Below are 1,129 nucleotides of genomic sequence, written 5' to 3'. Positions count from 1 at the left end.
TCCTGTTACGGTTAAAACACGTATTGGCATTGACGATCAAGATTCTTATGAGTTCCTAACGGACTTCGTATCGATCGTCTCTGAGAAAGGCGGCTGTGAGCAGTTCACTATTCACGCGCGTAAAGCGTGGCTAAGTGGTCTGAGCCCGAAAGAAAACCGCGAGATTCCGCCGCTGGACTACCCACGTGCTTACCAATTGAAGCAAGATTTTTCTCACTTAACTATTGCTATTAATGGTGGTGTGAAATCTCTGGAAGAAGCAAAAGTGCACCTCCAGCACCTAGATGGTGTGATGATTGGCCGTGAAGCTTACCAAAGCCCTTACTTGCTTGCCTCGGTAGATCAAGAACTATTTGGTTCTAATGCCCCAGTGAAGAAGCGCAGTGAAATTGTTGAAGAGATGTACCCATACATTGAAGCGCAGCTTGCGAAAGGTGCGTATCTTGGTCATATCACACGTCACATGTTGGGTTTGTTCCAAAATATGCCGGGTGCTAGACAATGGCGTCGTCACATCAGTGAAAATGCGCACAAGCCAGGTTCTGGCCTAGAAGTGCTGCAGGATGCGTTAGCGAAGATTCCAAAAGAGCTGAATGTGTAAAATTCACCAGTGGTTGGCTAAAAATACCAACTTACGGACAGTGAAGCCAGAGCGTAGAAATGCCTCTGGCTTTATTTTTGTTTAAAAATCATAACCTTAATTTGTTTTAGATAAGTTGGTATGGAAACTGCTCTAGTCGTTTAAAACAAATGGAGAAGTGATTATGTTGGAGCTGATCTTTATTTTAGTATTTGCCGCGACCTTGTTAGTAACAGGCATCACGATGATGACAGTGTTCGCAGCAACAGGTATTGCGTTGGTTGTGATGTTTTTACTTGGCATGATCGGCGCGGTACTCAAACTATTACCATGGCTGATAGTCATCGCATTGGGTATTTGGTTCTTTAAAAACTTCGTTGCCCAACCGCGGTATAAATAGTTGGTTATAGACGATTTAGTTGATAGCGAGGCGTGAGAGTATGGTATATTTCCCCTCACGCCCTCATTGTTGAATATCAGCTATCTCGGAGTACACATTCCATGACAAATAAAGCGACCATCGCTTTAACAGCATTATCATTAGCCGCA

General features: G+C 43.8%; 2 protein-coding genes. Both read left to right on the top strand.

Annotated features, from left to right (window positions below):
- Positions 1 to 601: tRNA dihydrouridine(20/20a) synthase DusA (gene dusA, locus R7Q48_RS24600; RefSeq protein WP_318132726.1), on the top strand; the 601-nt coding region annotated here is incomplete at its 5' end.
- Positions 602 to 764: 163 nt separating this feature from the next.
- The gene (gene pspG / locus R7Q48_RS24595) at positions 765 to 980 is read left to right on the top strand and encodes an envelope stress response protein PspG (protein ID WP_005496590.1); all 216 of its coding nucleotides are present in this window, start codon (positions 765 to 767) and stop codon (positions 978 to 980) included.
- Positions 981 to 1,129: the final 149 nt, after the last annotated feature.

This window comes from Vibrio sp. 378 (genome assembly GCF_033339435.1).
This window is presented reverse-complemented; position numbering and strand designations above follow the sequence as displayed.